This is a genomic window from Burkholderia sp. A2 (genome assembly GCF_001729305.1).
Lineage (GTDB): Bacteria > Pseudomonadota > Gammaproteobacteria > Burkholderiales > Burkholderiaceae > Burkholderia > Burkholderia sola.
Window position 1 is genome coordinate 31,255 of sequence record NZ_LZXX01000138.1, and the last position, 25,044, is coordinate 56,298.

General features: G+C 68.3%; 21 protein-coding genes. 15 read left to right on the forward strand and 6 right to left on the reverse strand.

Annotated features, from left to right (window positions below):
- Positions 1-27 precede the first annotated feature (27 nt).
- From iolB to iolC, 4 genes are read right to left on the reverse strand one after another with little or no spacing between them, the layout of a single operon-like run.
- Complete coding sequence (gene iolB, locus A9Z05_RS30355; protein ID WP_069621307.1) at positions 28-846, reverse strand: 5-deoxy-glucuronate isomerase; 819 nt, start codon at positions 844-846, stop codon at positions 28-30.
- A gap of 56 nt (positions 847-902) precedes the next feature.
- Complete coding sequence (gene iolE, locus A9Z05_RS30360; RefSeq protein ID WP_069621308.1) at positions 903-1,832, reverse strand: myo-inosose-2 dehydratase; 930 nt, start codon at positions 1,830-1,832, stop codon at positions 903-905.
- A 60-nt stretch (positions 1,833-1,892) separates the two neighbouring features.
- Positions 1,893-3,776 carry a 3D-(3,5/4)-trihydroxycyclohexane-1,2-dione acylhydrolase (decyclizing) gene (gene iolD, locus A9Z05_RS30365; RefSeq protein ID WP_069621309.1) on the reverse strand — a complete coding sequence of 628 codons (1,884 nt, stop codon included), beginning with the start codon at positions 3,774-3,776 and terminating at the stop codon, positions 1,893-1,895.
- 46 nt (positions 3,777-3,822) lie between these two features.
- Complete coding sequence (gene iolC, locus A9Z05_RS30370) at positions 3,823-5,778, reverse strand: 5-dehydro-2-deoxygluconokinase (RefSeq protein ID WP_069621310.1); 1,956 nt, start codon at positions 5,776-5,778, stop codon at positions 3,823-3,825.
- A gap of 315 nt (positions 5,779-6,093) precedes the next feature.
- Between iolC and A9Z05_RS30375 the strand changes: the two genes are divergently transcribed.
- The 8 genes from A9Z05_RS30375 (at position 6,094) to A9Z05_RS30410 (ending at position 15,080) form a co-directional block, all read left to right on the forward strand.
- Positions 6,094-7,020, forward strand: coding sequence for a sugar ABC transporter substrate-binding protein (locus A9Z05_RS30375; protein ID WP_069621464.1), 927 nt, complete (start codon positions 6,094-6,096; stop codon positions 7,018-7,020).
- Positions 7,021-7,088: 68 nt separating this feature from the next.
- Positions 7,089-8,663, forward strand: coding sequence for a sugar ABC transporter ATP-binding protein (locus tag A9Z05_RS30380; protein WP_069621311.1), 1,575 nt, complete (start codon positions 7,089-7,091; stop codon positions 8,661-8,663).
- Positions 8,664-8,690: 27 nt separating this feature from the next.
- Positions 8,691-9,716, forward strand: a complete 1,026-nt coding sequence (locus A9Z05_RS30385) for an ABC transporter permease (RefSeq protein ID WP_069621312.1) — start codon at positions 8,691-8,693, stop codon at positions 9,714-9,716.
- A 43-nt stretch (positions 9,717-9,759) separates the two neighbouring features.
- Positions 9,760-10,671, forward strand: a complete 912-nt coding sequence (locus A9Z05_RS30390; protein ID WP_069621313.1) for a sugar phosphate isomerase/epimerase family protein — start codon at positions 9,760-9,762, stop codon at positions 10,669-10,671.
- A gap of 70 nt (positions 10,672-10,741) precedes the next feature.
- Positions 10,742-11,755 carry a Gfo/Idh/MocA family protein gene (locus A9Z05_RS30395; RefSeq protein WP_069621314.1) on the forward strand — a complete coding sequence of 338 codons (1,014 nt, stop codon included), beginning with the start codon at positions 10,742-10,744 and terminating at the stop codon, positions 11,753-11,755.
- Between the two features lie 35 nt (positions 11,756-11,790).
- Positions 11,791-12,717, forward strand: a complete 927-nt coding sequence (locus A9Z05_RS30400; protein WP_069621315.1) for a TIM barrel protein — start codon at positions 11,791-11,793, stop codon at positions 12,715-12,717.
- 31 nt (positions 12,718-12,748) lie between these two features.
- The gene (locus A9Z05_RS30405; RefSeq protein ID WP_069621316.1) at positions 12,749-13,921 is read left to right on the forward strand and encodes a Gfo/Idh/MocA family protein; all 1,173 of its coding nucleotides are present in this window, start codon (positions 12,749-12,751) and stop codon (positions 13,919-13,921) included.
- 274 nt (positions 13,922-14,195) lie between these two features.
- Positions 14,196-15,080, forward strand: coding sequence for a MurR/RpiR family transcriptional regulator (locus tag A9Z05_RS30410; protein ID WP_069621317.1), 885 nt, complete (start codon positions 14,196-14,198; stop codon positions 15,078-15,080).
- A 57-nt stretch (positions 15,081-15,137) separates the two neighbouring features.
- Here the strand turns inward: A9Z05_RS30410 and A9Z05_RS30415 are convergent, their stop codons facing one another.
- Positions 15,138-16,658 carry a CoA-acylating methylmalonate-semialdehyde dehydrogenase gene (locus A9Z05_RS30415; protein ID WP_069621318.1) on the reverse strand — a complete coding sequence of 507 codons (1,521 nt, stop codon included), beginning with the start codon at positions 16,656-16,658 and terminating at the stop codon, positions 15,138-15,140.
- Positions 16,659-16,768: 110 nt separating this feature from the next.
- On the opposite strand from A9Z05_RS30415, the gene A9Z05_RS30420 reads away from it, so the two are divergent.
- From A9Z05_RS30420 to A9Z05_RS30450, 7 genes are all read left to right on the forward strand, one after another.
- On the forward strand, positions 16,769-17,704 hold the full coding sequence (locus A9Z05_RS30420; protein WP_069621319.1) for a LysR family transcriptional regulator: 936 nt from the start codon (positions 16,769-16,771) through the stop codon (positions 17,702-17,704).
- Positions 17,705-17,821: 117 nt separating this feature from the next.
- Complete coding sequence (locus tag A9Z05_RS30425; protein ID WP_006402122.1) at positions 17,822-18,049, forward strand: sulfurtransferase TusA family protein; 228 nt, start codon at positions 17,822-17,824, stop codon at positions 18,047-18,049.
- A 227-nt stretch (positions 18,050-18,276) separates the two neighbouring features.
- Positions 18,277-18,702 carry a peptidase gene (locus tag A9Z05_RS30430; RefSeq protein WP_069621320.1) on the forward strand — a complete coding sequence of 142 codons (426 nt, stop codon included), beginning with the start codon at positions 18,277-18,279 and terminating at the stop codon, positions 18,700-18,702.
- Between the two features lie 264 nt (positions 18,703-18,966).
- Positions 18,967-19,671, forward strand: a complete 705-nt coding sequence (locus A9Z05_RS30435; protein WP_006490421.1) for a response regulator transcription factor — start codon at positions 18,967-18,969, stop codon at positions 19,669-19,671.
- A complete protein-coding gene (locus A9Z05_RS30440) occupies positions 19,668-21,029 on the forward strand; it encodes a FecR domain-containing protein (protein WP_069621321.1) in 1,362 nt (453 codons plus the stop codon). The genes A9Z05_RS30435 and A9Z05_RS30440 overlap by 4 nt, the downstream gene beginning before the upstream one ends.
- A gap of 10 nt (positions 21,030-21,039) precedes the next feature.
- Positions 21,040-23,427 carry a CHASE2 domain-containing protein gene (locus A9Z05_RS30445; protein WP_069621322.1) on the forward strand — a complete coding sequence of 796 codons (2,388 nt, stop codon included), beginning with the start codon at positions 21,040-21,042 and terminating at the stop codon, positions 23,425-23,427.
- A gap of 37 nt (positions 23,428-23,464) precedes the next feature.
- Positions 23,465-24,079: a DUF4136 domain-containing protein gene (locus A9Z05_RS30450; protein ID WP_069621323.1), complete on the forward strand. Its 615-nt coding sequence runs from the start codon at positions 23,465-23,467 to the stop codon at positions 24,077-24,079.
- A gap of 53 nt (positions 24,080-24,132) precedes the next feature.
- Here the strand turns inward: A9Z05_RS30450 and galU are convergent, their stop codons facing one another.
- Positions 24,133-25,017, reverse strand: coding sequence for a UTP--glucose-1-phosphate uridylyltransferase GalU (gene galU, locus A9Z05_RS30455; protein WP_050017561.1), 885 nt, complete (start codon positions 25,015-25,017; stop codon positions 24,133-24,135).
- Positions 25,018-25,044 lie beyond the last annotated feature (27 nt).

The window sequence follows — 25,044 nt, forward strand, 5'->3', positions numbered from 1 at the left end:
GCTTCGGCGTTTCAGCACGTCAACGCTTCAGCGTTTCGGCGCCGCGTCGAGCATCCACTCGTGCGCGGGATCGTTCTTGAATGCCCACGCGCGGCTTGGGCCCGCCATCACGTTCAGGTAGTACAGGTTGTAGCCGTGAGGCGCGACCACCGGGTGATAGCCGCGCGGCACCATCACGACGTCGTGGTTCTCGACCGCGCACGCCTCGTCGAGGCTGCGGTCGTCGGTGTACACGCGCTGGAACGCGAAGCCCTGCGGCGGATCGATCCGGTGGTAGTAGGTTTCCTCGAGCGACGTCTCGTCGGGCGCCGCGTCGCGGTCGTGCTTGTGCGGCGGATAGCTGCTCGAATGGCTGGCCGGCGTGACGACTTCGACGACGAGCAGCCGGTCGGCGGCCGCGTTGTCGCCCATCAGGATGTCGCACACGTAGCGCGTGTTGGTGCCTTGCCCGCGCACCGAGCGGCGCATCCGCTCGCCGTCGAGGCGCTGCACGCGCTTGTCGCCGCTCGCGTACGGCGCGGTGCACAGCGCGACTTCCGCATCGCGCGTCGCGACCAGCGTGACGGTTTTGCCGCCCGGCACGTACAGCGCGTCCGGCGACACGTCCTCGAACACGCTGTCGCGCTTGCCGAGTGCGTCGTAGGCTTCGCCGTCGACGTCCGCGCGTACCGTGCCCGTCAGCACGACCACGCACAATTCGCGCGTGCCGGTGTCGAGCGTTTCGGTGTCGCCGGCCTTCAGGCGCAGCGCGCGAAAGCCGACATGTTTCCAGCCGGCCGATTCGGGTGTGACGTTGCAGATTTCGCGGTCGGCGGATGCCTTGACCAGCAGGGGAGAAATCGTCATGAAGTGGGTCTCCGCAATAGGGTAGGGCTCGGACGCTCGGGTGCTGGCGCGCGAACTCACGCGCTCAATCGATCGACGATCGCGCGCAGCGACTCGTAGCCCTTCTTCGCATACGCATAGCTCGGCGCGACGGCCGGGTCCTGTTCGGCCTCGACGACGAGCCAGCCTTCGTAGCCGGCGTCCTTCAGCGTGCGCAGCGTCGCGTCGTAGTCGAGCGCGCCGTCGCCCGGCACCGTGAAAGTGCCGTTGATCACGCCGTTCAGGAAGCTCCAGCCGTCGTTGCGCGCCTTGTTCACGACCTGCGGCCGCACGTCCTTGCAATGTACGTGCGCGACGCGCGACACGTGCTTCTTCAGCAGCGCCACCGGGTCGGCCGCGCCGCCGAAATACGCGTGGCCGGTGTCGAACAGCAGGAACACCTTCGCGGGATCGGTCAGCGTCATCAGCCGGTCGACGTCGTCCGGCGACTCGACGTACGCGCCCATGTGGTGATGGTAGGCAAGCTTGATGCCGTACGTGTCGAGCAAGTGCGCGCCGAACGCGTCGAGGCGCGCCGCATAGCGTCGCCACGCTGCGTCGTCGACGAAACGCGGCCGCTTCGCGACCGGCGTGTCGATGTTGCCCTGGATCGTGCCCGCGCATTCGCCGTACACGACGACCTTCACGTCGTTGTACTGCAGCTTCGTCATGTGCGCGCGGCAGCGCTCGATCTCCGCCGCGACGGCATCGGCATCGGTCATGCCCGGCGCGACTTCCGCGAGGAAGCCCGAATACCAGCCCGACACGCACACGAGCCCGAACTCGGCGAGCTTCGCCTTCAGTTCGGGGCCCGTCTTCGGAAACTTGTTGCCGAGCTCGAAGCCCGCATAGCCGATTTCGGCGCCTTCCTTCAGCGCCGTTTCGAGCGGCGTCTCGCCGCCGAGCGACGGCAGGTCGTCGTTCATCCACGACAGGGGATTGATACCGATGCGGACGTTCCAGCTCATGACGTGTTTCCTGGGTTCGAATGTTGTTGTCTCGGCGCGGCCGATGGAAAGGGTCGCGGATCAGCGCCGCTGGCGGGTCTTCGCGTCGAGATACGCGCGGTGCGCCGCTTCGACGCCGGCGCGTTCGGACACCTGCGGCACCGCGACTTCCCACCACGCGCCGCCGTCGTCGGTCGTGCGGCGGTGCGTGGTGTCGATCACGAGCACCTGGCTTTTCGTCGCCGCCCGCGCGCGCTTCATTTCGTCGCGCAATTCACCGATGTCGCGCACGTGCACGGCTTCGGCGCCCATCGCGCGCGCATGCATCGCGAAGTCGATCGTCGAGCGTTCGCCGCCTTCGGGCACGCAGTCGTCGAGCATGTTGTTGAAGCTCGCGCCGCCGCAATTGAGTTGCAGCCGCTCGATGCAGCCGTAGCCGCGGTTGTCGAGGATCACGACGATGAGCTTGCGGCCGAGCATCACGGAGGTCGCGAGCTCGGCGTTGAGCATCATGTACGAGCCGTCGCCGACGATCACGATCACTTCGCGCTCCGGCCGCGCGAGCTTCGCGCCGAGGCCGCCCGCGACCTCGTAGCCCATGCACGAATACGCATAGTCCATGTGGTAGTTGCCCGGCACGCCGCTGCGCCACAGCTTGTGCAACTCGGCCGGCAGCGTGCCGGCCGCGCAGACGACGAGATCGTCGCGCGCGCTGTCGCGCCCCGCGTCGGCCGCGGAGTCGCGCACCGCGCCGATCACTTCCGCGTCGTACGGCAGCATGTCCTTCGGAATCCGCGTGGTCAGGTCCGTCACGCGCGCATTCCATGCGGCGGCCTGGTCGCGGTTCGCGGCGGTCCACGCCGGGTCGGCGCGCCAGCCGGCCAGCGCGGCCGACAGCTGGCCGAGGCCCGTGCGCGCATCGGCCACCAGTTGCCGGCCGCGTTTCTTGCCGGCGTCGAACGGCTGCACGTTCAGGCTCAGCAGCGTCGCGTCGCCGTAGAGCGCGTGCGAACCGGTCGTGAAATCCTGCAGCCGCGTGCCGACCGCGAACACGACGTCGGCCTGCGCGGCCGCGCGGTTCGCGGCGGGCGAGCCCGTCACGCCGATCGAGCCGAGGTTCAGCGGGTGGTCCCACGCGAGGCTGCCCTTGCCGGCCTGCGATTCGGCGACCGGCACGCCGTGCGTGTCGGCGAACGTGCGCAGCGCGTCCCACGCCTGGCTGTACAGTACGCCGCCGCCCGCGACGATCAGCGGCTTCTTCGCGGCCTTCAGCACGTCGAGCGCATCGGCGAGTTCGCGCGCATCCGCCGGCGAGCGGCGCATCCGGATCACCGGCGGCGCGAAGAAATCCTCGGGCCAGTCGTACGCGAAGGTTTGCACGTCCTGCGGCAGCGCGAGGCACACGGGCCCGCACTGCGCGGGATCGGTCATCACCTGGATCGCGCGCGGCAGCGCGACGAGCAATTGCTCCGGCGACGTGATGCGGTCGAAGTAGCGCGTCACGGGCCGGAAGCAGTCGTTCGCGCTGACGTCGCCCTGTTCGAAATCCTCGACCTGCTGCAGCACCGGGTCGGGCAGCCGCGACACGAACACGTCGCCGGGCAGCAGCAGCAGCGGCAGGCGGCCGACGTGCGCGAGCGCGGCGGAAGTGAGCATGTTGGTCGCGCCGGGGCCGATGCTCGACGTCGCGGCCATCATCCGCTGGCGGAAATTGGCTTTCGCGAACGCGACGGCCGCGTTGGCCATGCCTTGCTCGTTGTGCGCGCGAAACGTCGGCAGCCGGTCCTTCTCCGCGTGCAGCGCCTCGCCGAGCCCGGCCACGTTGCCGTGGCCGTAGATCGCGAACACGCCGCCGCAGTACGGCAGGATCTCGGTGCGGCCGTCGGGCTGGACGACTTCGGCGCGCAGGGCGGCCAGGTAGCGCACGAGCGCCTGGCTGACGGTCAGTCTTACGGTGGTGGTCATCGTCGGTCGATAGAGAGAAGTCGGGTGGTCGTCACGAACACGGGCATCAGGCCGCGGCGGCGCGCGCGGCGGCCCGGCGGCCCAGCCACGCGTCGACCAGTCGGGCGAAGTTGCCGGCCACTTCGTCGATCAGCGCCTGGTCGTCGATCCGGCCCGCGAACCAGTTCAGCGACGCATCGGCCCACAGCGTGCGCCCGACCATGAAGCCCTTGACGATCGGGTTGGTCGCCGAGCGGAAGCTGTCGACGAGGTATTGCAACGGCTGGTTCAACCCGAGGATCACCGCGCCGCGGCAATACGGGTCGCGCTCGGCGATCAGCGCGGCGAGCCGCGCCCAGCCGTCGGCGGTGAGCGGTGTGAGCTTCCACCATTCGGGTTTCACGCCGAGGTTGTAGAAGCGCGCGACCGTGCGCAGCACCGCGTCGTCCTCGGTGCCGGCCGGCGTGACCGCGCGCGGCGGAATCATTTCCAGCAGCAGTTCGTTGCCGCTCGCGCGCGTGGCTTCCCACAGTTCCAGCACGCGCTGCTCCTGCTCGACGCGCAGGTCGACGTGGTCGTCGGGGTGATAGTGGACAAGGCACTTCACGACCTGTTCGGTCGGCCAGTGCGTGAGCGACGAGCCGACCGAGCGCGTGTCGTCGAAGCGCAGCGGCCGCGAGCCGGGCAACTCGACCGGGCGGCCGACCCACCAGCCGCGCCCGGTGGCCGACGCGAGCGCGTCGCTGCCGTACGCACCGCCGTCAATCAGCACACCGACGTGGCCCGCGATGCCGCGATCGCGCTCGACCTGTTCGACCGCGCGCACGAGCAGGCGCTTCAGCGTCTTGATCCGCGCTTCGTCCGCGCCGGCCTGCACCGCGAGCTCGTAGAACTGGCTGCGATGGTCGAACGCCATCACGCAGAGATCGTCCCATTCGCGGCGCGGCACCGTCACGCGATGCAGGTGCGCGAGCGTGCGGTCTGCATCGACCACCGGGTTGCGACTGCCGTCGAACCAGTGCGCGAGTTCGGCCGGCGTCGGCATCGCGGCCGAGCATGCGTGGCGCGACACGACGATCGCGCCGCATGCGTTCGCGATACGCGTCGATTCGGCCCAGTCGCGCCCGCGCAGCAGCCCGGACAGCAGCCCCGACAGGAACGCGTCACCCGCGCCGAGCACGTTGAGCACTTCGACGCGCTCGCCGAGAAAGGTCGGCGCATCGTCGATGCGCGCGGGAACGTCGCCTTCGATCACGCAGCAGCCGAGCGCACCGCGCTTGACGACCAGCGTCGCGTTCGTGATCGCGCGCACCGCGTGCAACGACGCGATCAGATCATTTGGCACGCCGCCCGCGATCAGGAATTCCTCCTCGGTGCCGACCAGCAGGTCGAATTCGCCGAGCACCTGCTGCAACTGCCGCGTCACCTGCGCGTCGGGCACGTAGCGGTTTTCGCCGGCGCCTCGCGCGGTCAAGCCCCACAGCACTGGCCGGTAGTCGATGTCGAGGATCCGCACGGCGCCGTGGCGGCGCGCATACGTCAACGCGGTCAGCGACGCCTCGCGCGTGCCCGGCGTCGACAGATGCGTGCCGGTGATCGCCAGCGCGCGGCAACCGGCGATGAAGTCCTCGCTGATCTCGTCGGCGCGCACGGCCATGTCCGCGCAGTTCTCGCGCACGAACAGCAGCGGGAACGTATCGCGATCCTTCAGCCCGAGCAGCACCAGCGCGGTCAGGCGCTCGCGGTCGGTCTGCAGCTGGCTCGTGTCGCAGCCTTCGCGCTCGAGCGTCTCGCGCAGGAAGCGGCCCATCTGCTCGTCGCCGACGCGCGAAATCATCGCGGTCTTCAGCCCGAGCCGCGCGACGCCGAACGCGACGTTGCCCGACGAGCCGCCGAGATACATCTGGAAGCTGCGCGCGTCCTCGAGGCGGCTGCCGTACTGCTGCGCATAGAGATCCACGGCCACGCGGCCGAGGCAGGCGAGATCGATGGGGCGGTCACTCGGAAAGTTCAGCAGGCTCATATCACGTGTCACGCTCGCGGCCGGCGTTCGGCGCTGCCGGCAGATTAGGGGATCGATCCGGGGCGGCTGTCCGCAGCATGAGCTGCACGACATGGGGCTGCCTGTCGCCGGGATTCGGGCTACGGAACGGAGTCTAGACTTTTTGGAAATCCAGTTCTCTAGGTGAAATCACGTAGAAATAAATTTCCAAATTTTCGAGGAAGTGATCTACAGTTTCATCCGGATGCTTCAGTCCCGATCGGACCCGATCGGACTCGGCCCGGCGGCGCGCAACGCGCCGTCTTCCGCCCCCGGAGATGAGGAGACAGATTGATCATGAAGACCAAGCTGATGGCCGTCGCGGCCGCCGCGATCCTGGCTGCGCCGCTCGCGCATGCCGAGAAGATCGGCGTGACGATGGCATCGTTCGACGACACATTCCTGACCATCCTGCGCAACAGCATCGCCGATTCGGCGAAGAAGGACGGCGCGACGGCGCAGATCGAGGACGGCGGCAACGACGTCGGCAAGCAGTTGAGCCAGGTCCAGAACATGATCGCGCAGAAGGTCGACGCGATCATCGTGAACGCGGTCGATACCGACGCGACGCCGAAGATCACGAAGATGGTGACCGCCGCGAAGATCCCGCTCGTGTACGTGAACCGCAAGCCGGTCGATTTCGACAAGCTGCCGGCCGGCGTCGCGGTCGTCGCCTCCGACGAAAAGCAGTCGGGCACGCTGCAGGCGCGCCAGGTGTGCAAGCTGCTCGGCGGCAAGGGCGACATCCTCGTGCTGATGGGCGAACTGTCCAACGAATCGGCGCGCGCCCGCACGAAGGACATCGAGGACGTGATCGCGACGAAGGATTGCTCGGGCATGAAGATCGTCGACAAGCGCGAAGGCAAGTGGAGCCGCACGCAGGGGCAGGACATCACGATGAACTGGCTGAGCTCCGGGACGAAGTTCGACGCGATCGTGTCGAACAACGACGAAATGGCGATCGGCGCGATCAACGCGCTGAAGGCCGCGCGCAAGCTGACGCCGAAGACCGTCGTCGCGGGCATCGACGCGACGCCGGACGGCCTTGCGGCGATGAAGGCCGGCGAGCTGAAGGTGTCGGTCTACCAGAACGCGACCGGGCAGGGCGCGCAGGCGGTGGCCGCGGCGCTCAAGCTCGCGAAGAAGCAGCCGGTCGATCGCTACGTGAACGTGCCGTTCGAACTCGTGACGCCGGAGAACATGAACCAGTACGCGAAGCACTGACCGGTTTTTCCGCTGAACTGCGCGGGCCCGGCGCGGCCGGGTTCGCGCGCGATTTTCGAGGTACGTCCATGTTTACAGCCAGGATCGCGCGCTCGATGGCCAGCGAAAGCGCGCCGGCCGCGTCGTCCGCCGCGCCGGGTTCGTCCGGTGCGCCCATGGCCGACTGCGTGCTCGAGGTGCGCGGCGTCGGCAAGTCCTTTCCCGGCGTCGTCGCGCTCGACGGCGTGCAGTTCCGCGTGCGCCGCGGCACCGTGCATGCGCTGATGGGCGAGAACGGCGCCGGCAAGTCCACGCTGATGAAGATCATCGCGGGCGTCTACACGCCCGACCAAGGCGAAATCCTGATCAACGGCGAACCGGTCGTGCTGAACGGCCCGCTCGACGCGCTCGACCGCGGCATCGCGATGATCCATCAGGAACTCAACCTGATGCCGTACATGACGGTCGCGGAGAACATCTGGATCCGCCGCGAACCGAAGAACCGCTTCGGCCTGATCGATCACGCCGAGCTGCGCCGCCGCACGGCCGCGCTGTTCGAGCGGCTGTCGATCGACATCGATCCGGAAACCGACGTGCGCACGCTGACGGTCGCGAGCCGGCAGATGGTCGAGATCGCGAAGGCCGTGTCGTTCGACTCGGACGTGCTGATCATGGACGAGCCGACCTCCGCGCTGACCGACAAGGAAGTCACGCACCTGTTCCGGATCATTCGCCAGCTGCGCGAGCAGGGCAAGGGGATCGTCTACATCACGCACAAGATGAACGAGCTGTTCGAGATCGCCGACGAGTTCTCGGTGTTCCGCGACGGCAAGTACATCGGCACGCATGCGTCGAGCGACGTCACGCGCGACGACATCATCCGCATGATGGTCGGGCGCGAGATCACGCAGATGTTCCCGAAGGAGGCGGTGCCGATCGGCGACGTCGTGCTGTCGGTGAAGGATCTGTGCGTCGACGGCGTGTTCCGCGACGTGAGCTTCGAGCTGCGCGCGGGCGAGATCCTCGGCGTGGCGGGCCTCGTCGGCTCGGGGCGCTCGAACGTCGCGGAGGCGCTGTTCGGCGTCGTGCCGGCCACGTCGGGCGAGATCCGCATCGACGGCAAGCCGGTGCGGATCGCGACGCCCGCGCAGGCGATGAAGCACGGGATGGCGTTCCTCACCGAGGACCGCAAGGATTCCGGCTGCTTCCTGAATCTCGACCTGCTCGCGAACATGGAGGCGGCGGTGCTCAGCCGTCGCTACGTGAAGTTCAATTTCGTGCAGCAGGCGCAGTTGAAGCGCGACTGCGAGGAAATGAGCCGGATGCTGCGCGTGAAGTCGCCCGGGCTGCACGAGGAAATCCAGAACCTGTCGGGCGGCAACCAGCAGAAGGTGCTGATCGGCCGGTGGCTGCTCACGCAGCCGCGCATCCTGATCCTCGACGAACCGACCCGCGGCATCGACGTCGGCGCGAAGGCCGAGATCCACCGGCTCGTCAGCGCGCTCGCCGGCAAGGGCGTCGCGGTGCTGATGATCTCGTCGGAAATGCCGGAAGTGCTGGGGATGAGCGATCGCGTGATGGTGATGCACGAAGGACGCATGACCGGCATCGTCGATCGCAAGGACGCCGACCAGGTCCGCATCATGGATCTCGCGTCGCGCTGAGCCGAAACAAGATTGGAGACAACTGAAATGGGCAACCTGAACCCGGTCGCGGATGCGCAGACCATGACACTCAAGTCGCGGCATGCGAAGTGGCCGCCCGAACTGAGCATCTTCCTCGTGCTGGTCGGCATCAGCCTGTTCTTCGAGGTCGTCGGCTGGATCGTCGTCGGCCAGAGCTTCCTGTTCAATGCCGAGCGGCTCGAGATCATCGTGCTGCAGATGGCCGTGATCGGCATCATCGCCGTCGGCGTGAACCTCGTGATCATCACCAGCGGGATCGACCTGTCGTCCGGGTCGGTCGTCGCGGCGGCCGCCGTCGTGTCGGCGAGCCTCGCGCAGGTGTCCGACTTTCCGCGCGCGGTGTTTCCGCACCTCACCGACCTGCCGGTCATCTGGCCGGTGCTGGCCGGCGTGTGTGTCGGGCTGCTGGTCGGTCTCCTGAACGGCACGCTGATCGCGATGACGGGCATCCCGCCGTTCATCGCGACGCTCGGCACGATGGTCGCCGCGCGTGGTTTCGCGAAGTGGTTCACCAACGGGATGCCGGTGTCGATGCTGACCGATCCGTTCGCGGCGATCGGCGCGGGCGCCAATCCGGTGATCATCTTCGTCGTGATCGCCGCGATCTTCCACGTCGTGCTGCGCTATACGCGCTTCGGCAAGTACACCTATGCGATCGGCGCGAACCGCCATGCGGCCGTCGTGTCGGGCATCAACGTCACACGGCACCTGATCTTCGTCTATGCGATCGCGGGCCTCCTGAGCGGGATCGCCGGCACCGTGACGGCCGCACGCGCGATCTCCGGCCAGTCCGGCATGGGCGTGATGTACGAGCTCGATGCGATCGCGGCCGTCGTCATCGGCGGCACGTCGCTGTCGGGCGGCCTCGGCCGCGTGACGGGCACCGTGATCGGCGTGCTGATCCTCGGCGTGATGACGTCGGGCTTCACGTTCATCCGCATCGACGCGTATTACCAGGAGATGGTGAAGGGCGCGATCATCGTCGCGGCCGTGATCGCCGACCAGTACCGCAACAAGAAGTCGCGCCGCTGAACGCACGCGTGAGCCCCGAATCCGTATTCGCCAAGGAAGCCCGATGAAGATCGCGTTGGACCCCTACATGATTCGCCACCTGCCGCTCGACCGGCTGCCGCATGCGGTGGCCGAGCTCGGCTACGACCAGATCGAGCTGTCGCCGCGCAGCGACTTTCTCGACTGGTGGGTGATGCCGCGCGCGACGCGTGAGCGCATGGCCGCGTTCCGCCAGGCGATGCGCACGAGCGGCGTCGGCCTCGCGTCGCTGCAACCGATGTACCGCTGGGCGAGCCCGTTCGACGACGAGCGGCAATGGGCCGTGCGGTGCTGGAAGAAGGCGATCGAGGTGGCAGTGGAGATGGAATGCCCGCTGATGGTGTCCGAGTTCGGTCGTGGCGCGTCGCCCGAGCGCTCGGTCGGCGAGCGGCCGGGCGCGAACCCGAAGGAGCTGTGCGAGGCCGCGTGGTTCCGCTCGATGGACGAGCTGCTGCCGATCCTCGAGCGCGAACGCATCGTGCTGTCGGTCGAGCCGCATCCGGAGGACTGGATCGAGCAGCTTCAGCCGGCGATCGACATCGTGACCAATATCGATTCGCCGTCGCTGAAGCTGTCGTATATCGCGCCGCACACGTTCTACTACGGCGACGACATGGCCGCGATGATCGCGCAGGCCGCGCCGATCCTCGCGCACGTGCGCGTGGCCGATACGTTCGACCACCGCAAGAGCAGCCAGCTGCGCTACATCGTGAACCCGCCCGGCTCGAACCAGATCCGCGTGCACCAGCATCTCGACATCGGGCAGGGCGAGATCGACTGGGACGCGTTCTTCGGCGCGCTCGGCGCCGCCGGCTTCGACGGCGTGATGTCGTCGTGCGTGTTCGCGTGGGAGGACCGCGCGGAAGCGTCGTCGCGCTACATGCGCGACACGATCCAGCGCTACGTCGATCGCCATTTCGATCGCACCGCGCGCTGACTGATGACCGATTGCCCACCGGCGCGGCACGGGCCGCGCCGCTGATGAACGAACGACTGGAGACAACTGCATGACCTTGCAAATCGGCGTGATCGGCTGCGGCGCGATCGGCCAGGACCACATCCGCAGACTGACCCGCACGCTGTCCGGCGCGCGCGTCGTGGCCGTCAACGACATCGATCCGCAGCAGGCGCGCGACGCGGTGACGAAGTACGGGCTCGACGCCGAGATCTACGGCGACGGCCACGAAGTGGTCGCGGCCGCCGACGTGCAGGCCGTGCTCGTCACGTCGTGGGGGCCGACGCACGAGGCGTTCGTGCTCGACGCAATCGCGCACGGCAAGCCGGTGTTCTGCGAGAAACCGCTGGCCGTCACGGCCGACGGCTGCATGCGGATCGTCGAAGCCGAGGTCGCGCACGGCAAGCGGCTCGTGCAGGTCGGCTTCATGCGGCCGTACGACGAAGGCTATCGCGCGCTCAAGCGCGTGATCGACAGCGGCCAGATCGGCGCGCCGCTGATGCTGCATTGCGCGCACCGCAACCAGTCGGTCGGCGAGCGCTACACGACCGACATGGCGATCACCGACACGCTGATCCACGAACTCGACGTGCTGCGCTGGCTGCTCGGCGAGGATTACACGCGCGCGCAGGTCGTCTATCCGAAGAAGACGCGCCATGCGAGCGCGCATCTCGCCGATCCGCAGATCGTGCTGCTCGAAACCGCGAGCGGCGTGCGCATCGACGTCGAGATCTTCGTGAACTGCCGGTACGGCTACGACATCCAGTGCGAGGTGGTCGGCGAGCAGGGCATCGCGAAGCTGCCCGATCCGCCGGCCGTCGGGCTCAAGCATGCGGCGCGGCAATCGGTCGAGATCATGACCGACTGGAAGGAGCGCTTCATCGCGTCGTACGACGTCGAGCTGCAGGCGTTCATCGACGGCGTGCGTCAGGGCGCGCTGACCGGGCCGTCCGCGTGGGACGGCTACGCGGCAGCGGTCGCGGCCGACGCGTGCGTGCGCGCGCAGCAGAGCGGCGCGGTCGAGCCGATCGCGATGGCCGACCGTCCCGCGTTCTATCGCGGCTGACCGTGACCGCTTGCCATTTACCTGGACCGACCGACATGACGATGAAGATTGGCTGCGCGCCGTGCTGCTGGGGCGTCGACGACGTGAAGAACCCGCACCTGCCGCCGTGGCGGCAGGTGCTCGCCGAGGCCGCGCAGGCCGGCTACTCGGGCATCGAGCTCGGGCCGTACGGCTACATCCCGCTGGACCTCGGCGTGGTGAGCGCCGAGCTCGAACGCCAACGCCTGAGCATCACGGCCGGCACGATCTTCGACGATCTCGTGTCGCCGGAGAACCTGCCGAACCTGCTGCGCCAGACGCGCGACATCTGCGCGCTGATCACGCAGTTGCCGAAGCTGCCGACTCAGGACGGCCAGCGCCATGCGGCGCCGTACCTCGTCGTGATGGACTGGGGTCACGAGGAGCGCGACTACGCGGCCGGCCACGGCGATCGCGCGCCGCGGCTGTCCGACGCGCGCTGGGCGCGGATGGTCGACCATATCCGGCAGATCGCGACGATCGCGCGCGACGAATTCGGCGTGCGCGCGGTGATCCATCCGCATGCGGGCGGTTATATCGAGTTCGCGGACGAGATCGACCGGATCGTTGCCGATATGCCGGCCGAGACGGCGGGCCTGTGTCTCGACACGGGCCATCTGCATTACTCGGGCATGGACCCGGAAACGTGGCTGCGCCGCCATGCGGCACGGCTCGACTACGTGCATTTCAAGGATATCGACGCGGCCGTATACGACGCGGTGATGGGCGAGCACATTGCGTTTTTCGCGGCCTGCGCACGCGGCGTGATGTGTCCGATCGGCACCGGCGTGCTCGACTACCCGGCGATCCGCCGCGCGCTCGTCGACATCGGCTATGCCGGCTACATCACGATCGAACAGGAACGCGACCCGCGCAACGCCGGCACGAGCTTGCGCGACGTCGCCGCGAGCCGCGCGTTTCTCGCGTCGGCCGGTTTTGCATGACCCCCTGAACACGCACCAGGAACACACCATCATGATTGACGGACAGATTCTGCTTGGACATTCGATTCGCTGGGGCATGGTCGGCGGCGGGCTCGGCAGCCAGATCGGCTACAGCCATCGGTCGGCCGCGCTGCGCGACGGCAGCTTCCAGCTGGTCGCGGGCGCATTCGACATCGATCCCGAGCGCGGCCGCCAGTTCGGCGTGAAGCTCGGCGTCGCGGCCGAGCGCTGCTATCCCGACTACGCGACGATGTTCGACGCCGAGGCGCGGCGCCCGGACGGCATCCGCGCGGTGTCGATCGCGACGCCGAACAACACGCACTTCGAGATCTGTCGCGCCGCGCTGAACGCGGGGCTGCACGTGGTCTGCGAGAAGCCGCTGTGTTTCACGACCGAGGAGGCCGAGGCGCTGCAGCGCCTGTCGGTCGAGAAGAACCGGATCGTCGGCGTCGCGTACGGCTACTCGGGGCACCAGATGATCGAGCAGGCGCGCGAGATGATCGCGCGCGGCGATCTCGGCGAGATCCGCATCGTGCAGATGCAGTTCGCGCACGGCTTCCACAGCGAAGGCGTCGAGGCTGCCAGCGCGGCCGCGCGCTGGCGCGTCGATCCGAAGTTCGCGGGCCCGAGCTACGTGCTCGGCGACATCGGCACGCATCCGCTGTACATCTCGGAAGTGATGGCGCCGGAACTGAAGATCAAGCGGCTGATGTGTTCGCGGCAAAGCTTCGTGAAGAGCCGCGCGCCGCTCGAGGACAACGCGTTCACGATCATGGAATACGACACCGGCGCGATCGGCTACGTGTGGTCGAGCGCGGTGAACGCCGGCTCGATGCACGGGCAGAAGGTGCGCGTGATCGGTTCGAAGGCGAGTATCGAATGGTGGGATGAACATCCGAACCAGTTGCGCTACGAAATCCAGGGGCAGCCCGCGCAGGTGCTCGATCGCGGGATGCCGTACCTGCATCCGCACGCATTGCGCGAAGACCGCATCGGCGCCGGCCATCCGGAAGGACTGTTCGAAGCATGGTCGAACCTCTACGCGCGCTTCGCGCTCGCGATGGACGCGGCCGATCGCGGCGATGCCGCGGCGGCGAAGGCGATCCGCATTCCGGACGTGCATGCGGGCGTCGAGGGCGTGCGCTGGGTCGAGAATTGCGTGCGGTCGGCCGACGCGGGCAGCGTGTGGGTCGACTATCGCTGAACGGAGGCGGGCCGGCTGCGTCGCGCTTCGTCGCGACGGCCGGCCTCGTCGGTACACACCCCGATCTTTACGCCGCCGCGAGCGCGTTGGACAATCGCTTCCAGTCTTGCCGTGGAGCGTATGCAAGTGATGATCGAGCGCGTGGGAGCGAGCGGGCGGCGCGGGCCGTGCCGCAAACGTGATTAAATTCGCCCTTCATGCATGTATCCAGTCGAGCCCCGGGCCGCGCCGGCCAGCCACGCGCGCATCGGGGCCGTCAACTTCGCGCTATCCGATGAGCTCATCCGAGAAACCGCCCGCCACCGTCGAGGCGTTCCTGCAGCACCTGACGCAGGAGTACGACGGCCTCAGCAATCGCCTGAAGGTGATTGCGCGCCACGTGGAAACACATCGGGACCAGCTTGGGCTGGAGGGCATCCAGTCGCTCGCGGAGGCCTGCGGCGTCCAGCCGTCGGCGGTCGTGCGCTTCGCGAAGCACTTCGGCTTCTCCGGGTTCTCCGAGATGCAGCGGCTGTTCCGCGAGGGGCTCGCGCAGCAGATCGCGCCGGGGCGCGCATACAACCTGCGTGTGCGCGACGTGATCGAATCGGGTTCGTCGAGCCTGCAGCCCGAACAGATCGCCGACGAGTTCATCAAGGGCAGCATTGCCGGTATGCAGCAGTTGCGGCAGACGCTCGATTCGCACGCGCTCGCGCAGGCTGTCGACCTGCTGGCCGATACGCAGGCGATCTGGATCGCCGGGTCGCGGCGCGCGTTTCCGATCGCCGTGTATCTCGACTATGCGCTGCAGCATACCGACAAGCGCATCGGGCTGTTCAGCGCGCTCGGCAGCATGCATCTCGGCCAGATTCGCTCGGTGCGCGAAGGCGACGTGATGATCGTGATCTCGTTCATGCCGTACGCCGACGAGACCGTGCAGGTCGCGCAGCAGGCCGCGCAGCGCGGCGCGCGGCTGATCGCGATCACCGACAGCCGGATGAGCCCGCTCGCGCGGGAGGCGGAAGTGACGCTGATGGTGCAGGACAGCGCGACGTTCGGCTTCCGCGCGCTGACGGCCACGATGGGCCTCGCGCAGAGCCTGTTCGTCGCGCTTGCGTACCGGCTCGAGCTGTCGTACCTGCCGACCGCCGACGGCGCGCACGGCACGAAGGCCGGTTGACCTCGACGACCGGTGCGTCGCCCGCCGAACGGATCGGCCGACGGCGCACCGGTCGGCTTACTTCGCGGTCGGCATCGCGAATTCGGCGCCCTTGCCGATGCTCGACGACCAGCGCTGCATCACCGACTTCTGGCGCGTGTAGAATCGCACGCCTTCCTCGCCGTACGCGTGCATGTCGCCGAACAGGCTCTTCTTCCAGCCGCCGAAGCCGTGCCACGCCATCGGCACCGGGATCGGCACGTTGATGCCGACCATCCCGACCTGGATGCGCCGCGCGAATTCGCGGGCGATGCCGCCGTCGCTCGTGAAGCACGACACGCCGTTGCCGAACTCGTGCGCGTTGATCAGGTCGACCGCTTCGCCGAAATCCTTCACACGCACGCAGCCGAGCACCGGCCCGAAGATTTCTTCCTTGTAGATCCGCATGTCGGGCCGCACGTGATCGAACAGCGTGCCGCCGGTGAAGAAGCCGGCCTCGCGGCCCGGCACGCGCAGCCCGCGGCCGTCGACCACCAGTTGCGCGCCTTCGTTCACGCCTTGCTCGATATAGCCTTCGATGCGCTTGAGCGCTTCGCCGGTGACGATCGGGCCCATCTCGACTTCCGGCGACATCCCGTCGCCGATCACCAGCTTGCGCGCGCGCTCGGCCACGGCCGGCACGATCTTGTCGGCCACGTCGCCGACCAGCACCGCGATGCTGATCGCCATGCAGCGCTCGCCGGCCGAGCCGTACGCGGCGCCGATCAGCGCATCGACCGCCTGCTCGATGTTCGCATCGGGCATCACGACGAGGTGGTTCTTCGCGCCGCCGAGCGCCTGCACGCGCTTGCCCGACTGCACCGCGCGCTGCTGCACGTAGGCCGCGATCGGCGTCGAGCCGACGAAGCTGACGGCCTGCACGTCCGGGTGGTCGAGGAGGGCGTCGACCGCGCCCTTGTCGCCCTGCACGACGTTGAACACGCCGGCCGGCAGGCCGGCCTGCGTAAGCAGGTCGGCGATGAACAGCGCGGCCGACGGGTCGCGCTCGCTCGGCTTCAGCACGAACGTGTTGCCCGTCGCGAGCGCGACCGGAAACATCCAGCACGGCACCATGCACGGGAAGTTGAACGGCGTGATGCCCGCGACGACGCCGAGCGGCTGGCGCATCGTCCAGTTGTCGATGCCGGTGCTGACCTGGTCGGTGAAGTCACCCTTCAGCAGTTGCGGCACGCCGCACGCGAATTCGACGATGTCGATGCCGCGCGCGACTTCGCCCTGTGCGTCGGAGAACACCTTGCCGTGCTCGGCCGTGATGATCGCCGCCAGCGTGTCGCGGTGCTCGTTCATCAGTTGCAGGAAGCGGTGCAGGACGCGCGCGCGGCGGATCGGCGGCGTATCGGCCCAGGCCGGGAACGCGGCGTGGGCGGACGCGACCGCCCGGTCGACTTCGTCGTTGCCGGCGAGTGCGACGCGGCGCACCGCGCGGCCGAGCGACGGGTTGAGGACGTCCTGGAAGCGGCCGCTGCGGCCGGCGACGGGCGCGCCGTCGATGTAGTGGCCGACGTCGGCGTCGGACGTATATGCGGGAACCGTGGTCATGCGCGTCTCCTGGAATGGGGGGATGGACCGCACCTAGTCTAGGCAAAGCGGCCAGGCGCGAGAAGGCCGCGCAGCTTGATTCACTGTTCAGAATTCTGAATAATCACTGGATGAATCAGCAAAATGTCCAGGCGCTCTGGCCGCATATCCATTCGCTGACGGTGCTGGCCGCGGCCGGCAGCTTCACGGCTGCCGCGCAGCGGCTCGGCATCAGCAAGGCCGCGATGAGCCAGCGCATCGCCGATCTCGAAAAGGCGGCCGGCGTGCCGCTCGTGCGCCGCACCACGCGCAGCGTGCGGCTCACCGATGCGGGCCAGACGCTCGTCGACAGCACGCGCGACGCGTTCGAGTCGATCGGCCAGCACTTCGCGCGCGTGAAGGATCTCGCCGGCGAGCCGCGCGGGCTGCTGCGCGTCACGGCGCCGGTCGCGCTCGGGCGCCAGCAGGTCGTGCCGCACTTGCCGGATTTCCTGCGCCAGCATCCGGGCGTACAAATCGAGCTCGACCTGTCGGACCGCCTGCATTCGCTGACGCAGGAGGGCTTCGATCTCGCGATCCGCCATACGACCACCGCGCCGCAGACCCACGTCGCGTGGAAGCTGTGCGACACGCGTTCGCTGCTGGTCGCGAGCCGCGACTATCTCGACACGCGCGGCGCGCCGCGCCACCCGAGCGAGCTCGTCGATCACAGCTGCCTGTGCTACCTGCGCGAGCACGAGCCGGCCGCGTGGAGCTTCGAGCCGGACGGCCGACGGCGTGAGCGCGTGAGCGTGCCGGTGCGCGGCAGTTTCGCGGCGAACAACAGCGAGGCGATGCGCGAGGCCGCGCTCGGCGGGCTCGGCATCGCGCTGCTGCCCGATTTCAGCGCGCGGCGCGATCTCGACGCCGGCCGGCTCGTCGCGCTGCTCGACGGCTGGCGGCCGTCGGGCGCGTTCGGCGATCACATTTTTGCGATCCGTCCGTACAGCCCGGTCGTGCCGAGTGCGGTGCGCGCGCTCGTGCGGCACCTGCGCGAACGGCTCGCGGGCGGCTTCTCCGGCGCGTGAGCCGGGTGCCGGCGGGCGTCTGGCCGTGGGCGGCCCGGGCGCGCGCGGCGGCGCTGCGGTAAAATCGCGGCTTCCTCCCGCGCCATGTGTGGCGCGTCATTCGAAGGTCGACAGCCGATGCAGATTCACAAGGAAGTGGATGCGCGCGGGCTCAATTGCCCGTTGCCGATCCTGCGTGCCAAGAAAGCGCTTGCCGATATGGAAAGCGGGCAGATCCTCAAGGTGCTCGCGACCGATCCGGGCTCGCAGCGCGATTTCGCCGCGTTCGCGAAGCAGACGGGCAACGAGATCGTCGAATCGACGACCCAGGACAAGACCTTCGTGTTCCTGATGCGCCGCCGCTGAAGGCGCGCATCACGTGTCCCGCGGCGCCAGGCGCCTCGCCCAGGCTCCTGTTCCACTGGAAAGCGCTAGCCGCGCTTCTCTGACAATTCTTAAACCTCGTTGCGTGACCGGCTGCGTATACTGACCCGGCCGGTCGTCCGCTCCCAGCGGAGGCGCCGGCCACGGTACGTCGCACGGCGGGCTCGGGGGCCATGCCTGACGCTACCGTCGTACAACGGGGAGAGGACATGTCCTTCAGACCAGGGACCCTTCGAAGTCCGTCCGGAGCGGATAGCATTGCGCCCGTGCGCACCTCGGAATTGAGCCGGATCGAGCTCGATCCGCAACAGGACCGCCACGCGCGTGCCGCGCTGGAGGCCTATGCGGATTCGGCCGCGGCCGAGATGCCGTGGCTGTCCGAGTGGCTGGACGAACGGCTGCGCGACGCCGCGCGAGACGACGGCTCGGGCCCGACCTACTGCGGGGCGACGATCGAACGCGTGTTCGATTTGGCGCAGGCATGGGCGGCGGGCCAGCCCGACTACGCGGCCGGCGCGTGGGAGCGCGTGCGCGACCAGCTGCAGCGGATGCTGGCGCAACCGCCGCTGCCGCGGCGGCCGTCGCCGACGGATGATTTCGCCGAGCCGGTGGCCGGCATCGCGGGCGCCGAATAGGCGTCCGGTTGCGCAAGAGAAAGGATTATTCGAAGAAAGGGCGATAGTCCGCGCAATTTCTTGGCGAATTTCATACTACTATGATGAAATCGCCGGTTCGTCCGTGCCCCGTTTTTGAGATATTTAGCCGGGTCGCCGGCTTGCGCAGGTGGCGCGAGCGGCGAACGACGGCTCGCAGGCCGGTATCCGGACGCGCACGCACGCTGCGCGACCGGGCAGGCGCGGGAGCCGAATGGACGAATCGACTTCGATTTGCGGGGTGCTATGAGAATTGCTGTACTGGATGACGATCCGGCCCAGACGGATTTCGTCAGTCAAACGCTGACGGCCGTCGGCCATACGTGTTATGCGTTCAAGGAAGGCAAGGCCCTGAAGAAGCGCCTGCAGCGCGAGACGTTCGACCTGCTGGTGCTCGACTGGAACGTGCCCGACATGTCCGGCGAGGAAGTGCTCAAGTGGGTGCGGGCGAACCAGACCGAGCACAGCCTACCGATCATCTTCATGACGAGCCGCGACGACGAGGCCGGGATCACGCAGATCCTCAACGCCGGCGCCGACGATTACGTGGTCAAGCCCGTGTCGGGTCCGATCCTGCGCGCACGTATCGGTTCGCTGCTGCGCCGCGCGTATCCGGTCAATGCCGAGGCGACCGTCCGCGAGTTCGACCAGTTCCGTTTCGACGTGAACCTGAAGCAGGCGTACGTCGGCGACAAGGCCGTGAGCCTCACGCAAAAGGAATTCGAGCTCGCGCTGCTGCTGTTCCAGCATCTCGACCGGCCGCTGTCGCGCGCGCACATTCTCGACCTCGTATGGAAGCAGGCGACCGACATTCCGTCGCGCACGATGGATACGCACATTTCGATGCTGCGCACCAAGCTCGGCCTGCGGCCCGAAAACGGCTACCGTCTCGCGCCGATCTACGGGTACGGCTACCGACTCGAACGGGTCGGCCAGGGGGAACCGGAGTGACCGCGCGCATCACGCAGCGCACGGCGCGCCTGTGCACGGCGGCGCTGCGCGCGGCCTGCGCGGTCGCATTCGCGTTCGCCGCGCAGCAGGCCGCGGCGCAGCCGCCCGCCGCCGCGGGCAAGACGGTCGTCTATCGCACGCAGGCGGGCGACACGCTGTACGACGTCGCCGCGCGCTACCTGCAGGGCGCGGACGACTGGCAACTGCTCCAGCAGATCAACGGCGTGCCGGCGCCGAAGCGCCTGCAGCCCGGCATCGCGCTGAAGCTGCCGGTCGCGCGCCTGCGCAAGGAAAAGCTCACCGCGCGCGTGATCGCGGTGCAGGGCACGGCCGAGCGCGCGTCCGGCGATGCTTTCGCGCCGCTCGCGAACGATGCGACGCTCGCCGAAGGCGACCGCGTGCGCACCGGCCCGAACGGCTTCGTGACGATCGAGCTGACCGACGGCACGCACATGAGCCTGCCGCCCGACAGTCAGCTCGACCTGAAGTCGCTGCGCCGCACCGTGCTGACCGGCACGCTCGATCGCGAATTCGAACTGACGCGCGGCTCGGTCGACAGCGAAGTCACCCACCTGAAGAAACGCGACGACCGCTTCCAGATCCGCTCGCCGTCGGTCGTCGCCGGCGTACGCGGCACGCGCTTTCGCGTGAACTACGACGCGGCCGGCACGGCGGCGACGCGCGTCGAAGTGCTCGACGGCACGGTCGGCGTCGCGGGCGGCCGCAAGCCGGCCGGCGCAACGCTCGTGCATGCGAACTTCGGCAGCGTCGCGACGTCGTCGGGCGCGGTCGGCGCGCCGGTCGAGCTGCTCGGCGCGCCCACGCTCGAGCATCCGGACAAGGTGCAGGACGAGCCCGACGTCGCGTTCGACGTCGTGCCGCTCGCGCACGCGCAAGCGTATCGCGTGCAGCTCGCGCACGACGCGGGGCTGCTCGACCTGTTCCGCGAAACGCGCACCGATTCGCCGCGCGCGGTGTTTCGCGACGTGCCGAACGGCAACTACTTCGTGCGGATCGCCGCGATCGATACGAACGGCCTCGAGGGGCTGCCGCGCACCTATACGTTCGAACGCCGGGCGATGGGGCTCGACGCGAGCGCGTCGCAGGGCGCCGGCGGTTACGAGTTCCGCTGGTCGCCGAACGGGGCGGGCAAGAACGCGCGTTACCGGTTCGTGCTGTCGCGCTCGAAGGACCTGAGCGCGCCGGTCGTCGACCAGGTCGGCCTGCACGCGCGCCAGATCACCGTCGCGCACCTGCCGCCGGGCGACTATTTCTGGGCCGTGATCGTCGAGGAATTCGAAGGCGGCAAGTTCTACGAGAAGACCAGTCCGGTCGGCGCGTTCACGTTGTCGCGCTGACCCGCGGCGCATGAAACCGGACTCCGTTTCTCCGCGGCGGCGCCTCGGCCGCCGTTTCCTGATCGAATGGATCGCGATCGGCTGCCTCGGCGTCGCGGTGATCCTCGCGTGCGCGCTCGGCCGTCTGTCGTCGAGCGTCGACGGGTTGATCTACGACCGGCTGCTGATGCTGCGCAGCCTGCCGCTGTCACCCGACGTGGTGGTCGTCGACATCGACAACCAGAGCGTGTCCGCGCTCGGCCGCTGGCCGTGGCCGCGCGACGTGCACGCGCGGCTGCTCGACACGCTCGCGCGCGCGCAGCCGGCCGCCGTCGTCTACGACGTCCTGTTTACCGAGCCGTCGCCAGAGGATCGCGCGTTCGCGGACGCGATGAGCCGCGTGCCGACCTTCTTGCCGGTGCTGCTGAGCCCCGAGCAGGCGGACGGCACGCGCTCCGTCGATCCGCCGGTCGCCGCGCTCGCGGCGCGTGCGACGGGGCTCGGCCATATCAATCTCGAAGTCGATCGCGACGGCATCGTGCGCAGCGTCGCGCTGTTCGAAAGCGACGGCCGCGTGCGCTGGCCGCAATTGATGGTGCCCGTCTATCGTGCGATCCAGGCCGGCCGGCTACACCCGGTCGGCGGCGTGCCCGGCCCGAACGCGCACGACCTGTCGCGCGATGCGGCGGGCGAGGGCCGCTACCTGATTCCGTTCAGCCGCAACACGCCCGCGTATCCGACGCTATCGTTCGACGACGTGCTCGAAGGGCGCGTGAAGCCCGACGCACTGCGCGGCAAGGTCGTCGTCGTCGGCGTGACGGCGTCCGGGCTGTACGATCGCTTCGCGACGCCGGTGTCCGGCGAGTTCGGCCCGCTCGCCGGCGTATACATCCATGCGAACGTGCTCGACATGCTGGCGACCGGCAGTGCGATCTCGCCCGCGTCGCGCGCGGGGCTGTTCGTCGCGTCGCTGCTGCCGCTCGCCGTGTTGCTGGGCGGCTTCCTGATGCTGTCGCCGTGGCGCGCGTTGCTGCTGACGCTGAGCCTTGCCGCGCTCGCCGTCGTCGCGAGTCTGGCGCTGCTGTTCGAGGCGCGCATCTGGCTGACGCCGGCGCCCGCGATCTTCGGGCTGATCGCCGTCTACCCGATCTGGAACTGGCGGCGGCTGGAAATGACGATGTCGTACCTGCGCCGCGAGCTGCAGAAGCTCGCGGACGAGCCGCACCTGCTGCCCGAGGCGCCGCGCACGCGCAACGTCGGCGGCGACGTGCTGGAGCGGCAGATGGCGCTGATGGCGCAGGCTGCGCAGCGCGTGCAGGACATGAAGCGCTTCGTGTGGGACAGCCTCGACAGCATGCCCGAGCCGATCTTCGTGACCGACCTCGCCGGCACCGTGCTGATCGCGAACCACGCGGCGAAACGCTACGGGTCGCGGCTCGCGCTGCCGCTGCCGGAAGGGCGGCCGCTGCGCATCGCGCTCGGCGAACTGACGTTCATGAAGACCGTCGACGGCAACGCCGAGCACGACGCGACGATCCGCGAGCACTGGCCGGCGGCGCTCGATCCGACGCTCGAGGCCGAGCACGACGCGATGGCGCGCGGCATCGAGGTGCGCGACCGCGACGGGCTCGACCATCTGCTACGCTACGCGGCGTGTACGAACGCGCAGGGCCGCGTGACCGGCTGGATCGCCGGCCTCGTCGACGTGACCGAGCTGCACGCGGCCGAGCGGCAGCGCGAGGAAGCGCTGCATCTGCTGTCGCACGACATGCGCTCGCCGCAGTCGTCGATTCTCGCGCTGGTCGAGATCGAGCGCGACCGCGTCGAGAGCGACGCGATGCGCGGGCTGCTCGCGCGGATCGAGCGCTATGCGCACCGCGCGCTGTCGCTGGCCGACGAGTTCGTGCAACTGGCGCGCGCGGAGTCGCAGGCGTACCAGCTCGAGGTGACGAGCCTTGTCGACGTGCTGATCGACGCGAGCGACGAGGTATGGCCGCAGGCGCAGGCGAAGCACATCCGTGTCGAGACCGACGTGGGCGCCGACATGTGCTGGGTGCGCGCGGACCGCTCGCTGATCACGCGCGCATTCGTGAACCTGCTGAACAACGCGGTCAAATACAGTCCGTCCGACACGGTGATCACGTGTACGCTGACGGTCGAGCACGCATCGAAGCGGATGTTCTGTACGATTCGCGATCAGGGATACGGCATCGCGCCGGAAGATCAGCGGCATCTGTTCGAGCGTTTCAAGCGATTCCATGCCGGCGAGCGGCCCGAAATCTCGGGTTCCGGGCTCGGCATGGCGTTCGTGAAGACGGTCGTCACGCGCCATGGGGGCAGCGTGTCGGTCGACAGCGAAGTCGGGGTCGGCACCGCGGTGACGGTGTCGCTGCCCGCGATCGACGAGCCGTCCGCCTGACAGGGCCGGGCGCGACGGCAGGTATTTGGGGAAAGCCATGAGAAAGCAATGGGCGGCGACCGCGCTGGCGGCGTCGCTGTTGACGGGTTGCGCCGGCGTGACGAGCGGCGTGAGTGCGGTCGGTCAGCCGAATGCATTTGCCTCGGGGGCGCACGGCTACGATTTCGTGCGGACGGCCGCGCAGGCGAGCGACGCCGAGTACCGGCAGATCGAGACGCTCGTGCGCGACGAACTCGCGCGCCGCGGCTTCGATGCGCAGCCGCTCAAGGATGCGCGCTACCGGTTGTCGGTCGCGTACGCGACGCAGCCGGCGGCGGTCGCGGCGAGCGCCGACGGCTGCGGCGCGGCGAGCAGCGCATGCGTGACGGTCGACGGGCCCGCGCCGCTCGCGCTGCCGTTCATGGGCCGCGTGTACCGCCACGTGTTGACGCTGCGCTTCGTCGATGCGAAATCGGGCGCCGACGTCTATCGCGTGTCGGCGTCGCTGCGCGACCGCGATCCGGGCACGCAGCAGGCCGCGCCGGCGCTCGTGAAGAGCGCGCTGGCGAAGGTGCCGTTCGGCGACGGTAACGGCTGGCTCGTCAAGACGAAAAAAGACGACGCGGGCGGCATGCCGGGCGTCGTCTCGGTGAAGCCGGCCGACGCGCGCTGAAAGCGCTGGCCGCGAGATGAGGGTGGGCCCGCCGGGGCGGGCCCGTGCCGCGTTCAGACGGTCGGTTGTCCGCCGTCGCGCGTGCGCAGGTACGTTTCGAACTCCGCACCGACTTCCGGGTGGCGCAGCGCGAATTCGACCGTCGCCTTCAGGTAGCCGAGCTTGCTGCCGCAGTCGTAGCGCGTGCCCTGATACTTGTAGGCCAGTACCTGCTCGTCGGCGAGCAGCGCCTGGATCGCGTCGGTGAGCTGCAGTTCGCCGCCCGCGCCCGGTTTCAGCGCGCGCAGGTGCTCGAAGATCCGCGGCTTCAGGATGTAGCGGCCGACCACGCCGAGGTTCGACGGCGCGACTTCCGGCGCCGGCTTCTCGACGATCGCCGACATCTTGACGATCGACTCTTCCCATTCCTTGCCGTCGACGATCCCGTACGACTTCGTCTCCGACGGCGGAATCTCTTCGACGCCGATCACCGAGCTGTGATAGTGGTCGAACACGTCCACCATCTGCTTCATCACCGGCGGGTTGCCGTCGAGCAGGTCGTCCGCGAGGATCACCGCGAACGGGTTGTCGGCAACCAGCTTTTCCGCGCACAGCACCGCGTGGCCGAGGCCCAGCGCTTCCGGCTGGCGCACGTAGAAGCAGTCGACATGACTCGGCTTGATGCTGCGCACGAGCTCGAGCAGCTTTTCCTTGCCGCGCGCCTCGAGCTCGGCCTCGACTTCGTACGACTTGTCGAAGTGGTCCTCGATCGCGCGCTTGCTGCGCCCGGTCACGAAGATCATCTCGGTGATGCCCGCGGCGATCGCTTCCTCGACCGCGTACTGGATCAGCGGCTTGTCGACGACGGGCAGCATTTCCTTCGGGCTCGCCTTCGTTGCCGGCAGGAACCGCGTGCCGAGGCCGGCCACGGGGAATACCGCCTTGGTGACTTTCAACATGATCGAACCTTTATTCCTGTAATCGAC

What these genes read in the sequence shown, in the direction of transcription:
- galU (WP_050017561.1), bottom strand. Translation starts at nt 25,017, where the DNA reads ATGTTGAAAGTCACCAAGGCGGTATTCCCCGTGGCCGGCCTCGGCACG.
- iolE (WP_069621308.1), bottom strand. Translation starts at nt 1,832, where the DNA reads ATGAGCTGGAACGTCCGCATCGGTATCAATCCCCTGTCGTGGATGAAC.
- A9Z05_RS30430 (WP_069621320.1), top strand. Translation starts at nt 18,277, where the DNA reads ATGTCCTTCAGACCAGGGACCCTTCGAAGTCCGTCCGGAGCGGATAGC.
- iolD (WP_069621309.1), bottom strand. Translation starts at nt 3,776, where the DNA reads ATGACCACCACCGTAAGACTGACCGTCAGCCAGGCGCTCGTGCGCTAC.
- A9Z05_RS30410 (WP_069621317.1), top strand. Translation starts at nt 14,196, where the DNA reads ATGAGCTCATCCGAGAAACCGCCCGCCACCGTCGAGGCGTTCCTGCAG.
- A9Z05_RS30380 (WP_069621311.1), top strand. Translation starts at nt 7,089, where the DNA reads ATGTTTACAGCCAGGATCGCGCGCTCGATGGCCAGCGAAAGCGCGCCG.
- A9Z05_RS30390 (WP_069621313.1), top strand. Translation starts at nt 9,760, where the DNA reads ATGAAGATCGCGTTGGACCCCTACATGATTCGCCACCTGCCGCTCGAC.
- A9Z05_RS30435 (WP_006490421.1), top strand. Translation starts at nt 18,967, where the DNA reads ATGAGAATTGCTGTACTGGATGACGATCCGGCCCAGACGGATTTCGTC.
- A9Z05_RS30450 (WP_069621323.1), top strand. Translation starts at nt 23,465, where the DNA reads ATGAGAAAGCAATGGGCGGCGACCGCGCTGGCGGCGTCGCTGTTGACG.
- A9Z05_RS30405 (WP_069621316.1), top strand. Translation starts at nt 12,749, where the DNA reads ATGATTGACGGACAGATTCTGCTTGGACATTCGATTCGCTGGGGCATG.
- A9Z05_RS30395 (WP_069621314.1), top strand. Translation starts at nt 10,742, where the DNA reads ATGACCTTGCAAATCGGCGTGATCGGCTGCGGCGCGATCGGCCAGGAC.
- A9Z05_RS30385 (WP_069621312.1), top strand. Translation starts at nt 8,691, where the DNA reads ATGGGCAACCTGAACCCGGTCGCGGATGCGCAGACCATGACACTCAAG.
- A9Z05_RS30425 (WP_006402122.1), top strand. Translation starts at nt 17,822, where the DNA reads ATGCAGATTCACAAGGAAGTGGATGCGCGCGGGCTCAATTGCCCGTTG.
- A9Z05_RS30445 (WP_069621322.1), top strand. Translation starts at nt 21,040, where the DNA reads ATGAAACCGGACTCCGTTTCTCCGCGGCGGCGCCTCGGCCGCCGTTTC.
- A9Z05_RS30420 (WP_069621319.1), top strand. Translation starts at nt 16,769, where the DNA reads ATGAATCAGCAAAATGTCCAGGCGCTCTGGCCGCATATCCATTCGCTG.
- A9Z05_RS30415 (WP_069621318.1), bottom strand. Translation starts at nt 16,658, where the DNA reads ATGACCACGGTTCCCGCATATACGTCCGACGCCGACGTCGGCCACTAC.
- iolC (WP_069621310.1), bottom strand. Translation starts at nt 5,778, where the DNA reads ATGAGCCTGCTGAACTTTCCGAGTGACCGCCCCATCGATCTCGCCTGC.
- A9Z05_RS30400 (WP_069621315.1), top strand. Translation starts at nt 11,791, where the DNA reads ATGACGATGAAGATTGGCTGCGCGCCGTGCTGCTGGGGCGTCGACGAC.
- iolB (WP_069621307.1), bottom strand. Translation starts at nt 846, where the DNA reads ATGACGATTTCTCCCCTGCTGGTCAAGGCATCCGCCGACCGCGAAATC.
- A9Z05_RS30375 (WP_069621464.1), top strand. Translation starts at nt 6,094, where the DNA reads ATGAAGACCAAGCTGATGGCCGTCGCGGCCGCCGCGATCCTGGCTGCG.